Here is a 5,189-nt window from a genome sequence, read left to right as displayed (position 1 = left end):
AAACTACCAGTTGATGGTATCGAGTTGGTGGAAAATAGCATTAAATACTGTTTTTAACCGTTGTTTTTCCATCAGACTAAATGTTGGGGATTGTAATACTTCGGTGAGCGTCAACCGATTGGCATTCATGCGTTTGATATCATCCCCAAAGGTTTGATGATTTCTATGGTGTAGAACAATAATTCCCGCTAACCGGTTTTCATTCTTTTTGTAGACTTTCAATTCTTCGAGTTTTTCACCGGTGGGTAATGATAACGCGCCGAAGTGTTCGTTAAGCCACAAAATAATCGGCGTATTGGTTACCCCTTCTGCAATCGAATTGAAGCCAGTCGCGGTATCAACCAATGTGTCGCCACCCCCAATCACGGTATGAATATAGACTTTTTTCCCGCTCTCTCGCAGTATCTCAAAACCGTCATTTTCAATTAAATAAGCAAGAAGGGGTGAAAAGGTATTTGCACCATTATCAATCACACAGCATTCATCGGATCCAATCAGTTTTTCCATCAACACATCGAAATTTTTTGCGTCGATCACTCTCGACTGGTTCATTAAGGGGATGTGTTCAACCTCAAGCGATTTGTAATGAAGCAGGGTTGTATTTTCCTGGTCGGTATCAAAGGGTTTTACCGCGCCAAATTTTGATTTGAAATATTGCGACAGTGAAGACGATATCAATGATTTTCCGATACCGCCTTTTCCTTGTAGAACAAAATGAATCGAATGATTGTCAAGGGTGTCGGTTTTTTCATTTGTCATTTTTTCAGCTTTTGTGTTCATTATTATTCCTTTGTGAAAAGTTCGTTATCTGATTGCGGATTGTGCTTAAAGGTTTTCTCTTCCGGTATTTGGAAATTTCCAAATCTTTTGGGATTTTTATTTGATATTTCATCCTTAATCAATGGAGATTTTGGGTGTTTTTTGTAACCAGAACGGAAGAGAAGATTTTTAAAATATTGAAGGGTTATTTTTGTATTCTGATTTAAATGCAGATTGATTGCATCAACGATTAATTTGTTGGGGACGCCCTCATTTTTGCAATCGATAATGGTAGATAAATATTTATTAAAGACATGCTGCTTACTTGCGAGCGTATTGACCATCTCAACGGCAAACGGTTTTACTTTCTCTACCAGTTCATCTTTTGTCATCATTCCACCTCGTACTTAATCAATTTAAGTATTATAGGCATGAAAACGTCAGTGCCATCGATTAATTGCTAACCATACGCTATTTTATTGCTATCTTAATGGTAAATAGTTGGTGATATTTTGCTATCAAAACGGTTCTTATTGCTATTATTTAGCTATATAAATGCTGTTTATCTGCTAACTTCATGTCTTGTAGTAAGAAACCAGAGGCACGTCACCGATGTTTACAATGGGCGAAAGCCCACTGTAAAATCGACCGTGCCAAAGGGGTCCCCCCTTTGAAACCCCAGACAAAAACTAGTTAATTTTTCTGTCAGAAAAATGGCGACGATCAGGCCACCTCTGGCCCGTCATAATCGGCGTCCGATTGCGGTGTTTCGGTTTCATTTTCATGGTGTCTATCGATAGGAGTGGCTTGCCAAATGCGGCGTTCACCGGATTTGTTCACCGACTTGCCATCGGCTTGCGTTTCTGTCCACTTAACCGGGGTAACGCCTTTATCTTCAAGCCGAATTGGCTCATTCGTTTCAAGGCCCGCAACGGCATCTTCCAGCCCAACACCCCACAAGGTCTTGACGCTGCCATCATCAAGTTGCAATTTAACAAAATAACTGTCATTGCGTTTTTCTTCCGGTTTGCTCATGTCGGGTTTAAATTTAAAGGGGGCTGCGCCGTGTTCAACCAGATAGCCTTCAAAAACATTCAGCTTGTCTGTTGAGTCTGATTGTGTTGCCTTTTCTGGCTCATCTGACGCTGCTTTTTGATTCTCGGGCGTTGTTTTTTCTGTATCAGCAGTATTGTTTGGCCGCTCAATCCGTTGACCTGTTTTTTCAATCGCCAGTTCTGCTTTTCTGGCTGCCAGTTGCTGATTCATCCCCTTGTCCGTGAAATGAATATCCAGATTGTTTTTAGCTACCACCTCAATTATTTGGTCTTTAAATTTCTGACTCCCCTTAATCGTTAAGGTGCTGCCAAACTTTTCTTTGGCAAGTGTCAGGGCAATCATGATGGCTGAATCGGTCATGGCGGCTTTTCTCACCGTAATGGCATTACCGGTATCGACAAACAGGGTGCGATCGGTTTTTTTATCCAGAAAATGTACGTTTTTGCTTAGCTTTGCGCGCTTGGTGTAAAGATCGAACGCTGAGATTGCGCGTTTCTCATTATCCGCGCTTTTTCGCTCTAATTGCGCCTGTAAATGCCGAATAAACAATTCAAAGCGCGATTTCGCCGGCATGGCCCTGTCATCAGGTACAGCGCCGCTAATTGAATTATCCGGCGTACGGGATGAGGGAATTAATTGACGAACAGTTTTACTGTTCATATCGGGTTTCTCCATTTCAAAAGGTAGATTAGGGTGCCTGATGGCATGATGCGCTTTCAGGCGTTCGAATGTTAATACTGACAGGAATTGACTTTTTTCTTTGCGCGTTAAACGCGCATCCCGCATGATGGTCCGCCGAACAGTGAAAAATTGATTGTCGATGGCATGGATTGCGTAACGATGAGCCGGTTCAATCCGGTTTTCTGTTGCGCGACGTAAAAAATAGGCGGCGACATGGGAAGCATTTTTGTTTGTTTTTGGCATAACCCGACGAACAGATGAAACCACTGTTGATTTTTTCTGACCATTTTTCTGCTGGAACAGACGCTCGCCACGCTGTTGTATCTGTTCAAAGGTGGCGACTGCATGACAATTTAGGGCATAAGGGGGAAGTGTCAGCGAGACGGCGTCGACGCCTCCTATTCCTGCCCTGATTCGATATCCGGCTCGCTCGAGGGATTCGGTGAGACTAGGAATGCGGGTAAACCAGTCTGCATCGGTATATTTTCTTCTCCTTCCTGCCCCTGATAAATCAGATCGCAATCCAGCACTTCGTCCTGATGTTGACTGTCCCACGTGAAAGTGTGCATCACCCGGCAAAAACACCGTATGCTCGGCTGTGAGACCGTGCCGGTGAGCTGCCACATGGCCGCCGGACACACTTTGCAGGCCATCGGCAAATGCGGTAATGCATCCTGTTTGAGTTTCAGCAAGACTTCGCTGGTGATCGTTTTGCCGTTTGGCAGGGTGTAACTCATGCTGCCCCCTATATTTTTCGTAAAAGTCAATTTGCCGTTTCGCCAGTAATAATCGTTTCTCTGCCGGCGTGGCAGACTGGTAAAGTTTGATGAATTTGGATGAGGCTTTACTGACATATTTGATTTCTTTCGCGCGCTGTGGCCAGCACATTAACCGCTCCTGGATAACCTGTTTATCCAGTGAGGTTTTTTTCAGTTCGCGACGGACAATAAAATCATCCTGGAAGATGGTTTCTTTTAAATTGGTAAACTTGGTATCCCCTGGCAATTTAACGGCAATGTATTCGTTCTCTTTGCCTTTATTGCGAATGCGCGTGTCGCCATAATCAGCAACCAGGTTATAAAAATCGTGGCGGGTATGTATCGCTTTATCGACAATCTCAGTGACGAGTCTCTTTTTAAAATCGCGGTTTTTACTCAGAAAATCATCACCTTTGTAACGCGATAGCACCTCCGCGGCATTGGTAGGATTGATGCGCACATGTTCACGTGGGGATTGAAGCTGGTATTTCTGGTTAATGTATTCCTGAAAGGCTTCAAAATAGGAAACATGGGAATCACACCATCCACTAGGATTCATTTCCCTGCCGGATAACAGATTTTTTCGGGGAACCAGAATATGAATATGCGGCTTTCTTTCAATCATTTTGCCGGTCTTTTGGTCGGGCAAAAATTTGATTTTCGGAATATGCGCCTCGGCATAAAAATTGTATTCTTCTTCTTCATAGGCGTACATCAGAAAATCTTTAAACTCTTGTGTGATGGCGAGTAAAGTTTCATTAGCCACATATTCTTCACGAAAAGAAAGAGTAAAAGAGACGTAACGTTCCTGCCCCTTATCGGGGATCTGGCGATAAATTATTTGCGTTAAATCCAGATCCCCATAAAGAATAACTCGATCATCCAATTCCTCGCGCGTCAAATCCCGCCCGTTTTTTTTGCCTTCTTCAAGATATTCCTTACCGCCATCGTTGTAACCTTTTACTCTAATTAACATCGTGCACCCCTGATAACAGCAGTTCCCTGATATCAATCAGCCCGTTATTCACCTGACGGTAAAGGCGTTCAGAGACTTTTTGGGTGAGATGAGCAATATTGACCTGATGGGCGATTTGATTCAGGTTGTTGCTGGCTTTGTTGTAGAGGAACGTGAGGTGTCGTAATTCCTTTGACGGTAAAGATTGCACGGTGAGATTCACGTTAGCCTGTAGAAATACTTCACGAAAAAAAGCCGATTTTGTCATCTGAGATTTGAGCAATTTCTCCTCAAAATGCGCAAAATCTTCCTGAGACAGACGAAAAGCGACCACTTTATCTTTTAATTTGGACATAACAGCATCCTTTGAAAATGAGGCAAAAAAATCGCGAGGGAAAATAAAGGATGAGGAAGGGATTTTTTAATTAGAAAACAACTTAAAATCTTTTCCGACAGGGAGCAGTGCGGTTAAATTCAAATCCCACTTTTCCGGTGGGTTTATCTTGCAAAATCAACATCGCATCAAAGGTTTTCCCTGCTTTGCTTTTAAAACCTTTAATTATGCCCGTTTTTCCTTTCTGAATCAGGGTTTCAACCTGTTTAGCGGTGAGCTTTTTTTCTGCTACTGTACCCCAGATTTTAAAGTCACAACCCGTACAGGCAAACAGTTTGGGACGCACCACAATATCCTTACCGCAATTGGGGCAGGGTGTGGTTAATCTTTCTACCTGTCCGCTGTTGGGTTTTACTTCACCTTTGATTTCACCCACGCTGACTGTATTGACGAGTTGGCGCAAGTCGTCGAATAGTGCATTAACAAACTCATCAACGGTTTGATTACCCTGCTCGATATCGCTTTGTTGTGCTGACCAGAGTGCGGTCATATCGGGCAAGGTTGCTGACTCTGGTAGTGCACGGAAAAAGGCCACGCCAGTTTCTGTGGGAAGCAGTTTGCCTTTTTCTTCACGGATGAACTGACG

General features: G+C 43.2%; 5 protein-coding genes. All 5 read right to left on the bottom strand.

Features of this window, described 5'->3' with window-relative positions; translation table 11 throughout:
- Positions 1-3 precede the first annotated feature (3 nt).
- Positions 4-759, bottom strand: a complete 756-nt coding sequence (locus tag H1X92_RS00500; RefSeq protein WP_180558372.1) for a nucleotide-binding protein — start codon at positions 757-759, stop codon at positions 4-6.
- A gap of 23 nt (positions 760-782) precedes the next feature.
- On the bottom strand, positions 783-1,154 hold the full coding sequence (locus H1X92_RS00495) for a hypothetical protein (protein ID WP_180558371.1): 372 nt from the start codon (positions 1,152-1,154) through the stop codon (positions 783-785).
- A 328-nt stretch (positions 1,155-1,482) separates the two neighbouring features.
- On the bottom strand, positions 1,483-4,230 hold the full coding sequence (locus tag H1X92_RS00490; RefSeq protein WP_180558370.1) for an LPD7 domain-containing protein: 2,748 nt from the start codon (positions 4,228-4,230) through the stop codon (positions 1,483-1,485).
- Positions 4,220-4,564, bottom strand: coding sequence for a plasmid mobilization protein (locus H1X92_RS00485; RefSeq protein ID WP_180558369.1), 345 nt, complete (start codon positions 4,562-4,564; stop codon positions 4,220-4,222). Before H1X92_RS00485 ends, H1X92_RS00490 begins: the two co-directional genes overlap by 11 nt.
- 82 nt (positions 4,565-4,646) lie before the next feature.
- The coding region (locus H1X92_RS00480) for a topoisomerase C-terminal repeat-containing protein (RefSeq protein ID WP_180558368.1) at positions 4,647-5,189 on the bottom strand (543 nt) is incomplete at its 5' end.

Origin of the sequence: Arsenophonus endosymbiont of Apis mellifera, from assembly GCF_903968575.1 — a bacterium.
GTDB lineage: Bacteria > Pseudomonadota > Gammaproteobacteria > Enterobacterales > Enterobacteriaceae > Arsenophonus > Arsenophonus apicola.
This window is presented reverse-complemented; position numbering and strand designations above follow the sequence as displayed.

Excerpts from the sequence above, each read along its gene's own strand:
- H1X92_RS00495 (WP_180558371.1), bottom strand. The coding sequence starts at position 1,154 with ATGATGACAAAAGATGAACTGGTAGAGAAAGTAAAACCGTTTGCCGTT.
- H1X92_RS00500 (WP_180558372.1), bottom strand. The coding sequence starts at position 759 with ATGACAAATGAAAAAACCGACACCCTTGACAATCATTCGATTCATTTT.
- H1X92_RS00485 (WP_180558369.1), bottom strand. The coding sequence starts at position 4,564 with ATGTCCAAATTAAAAGATAAAGTGGTCGCTTTTCGTCTGTCTCAGGAA.
- H1X92_RS00490 (WP_180558370.1), bottom strand. The coding sequence starts at position 4,230 with ATGTTAATTAGAGTAAAAGGTTACAACGATGGCGGTAAGGAATATCTT.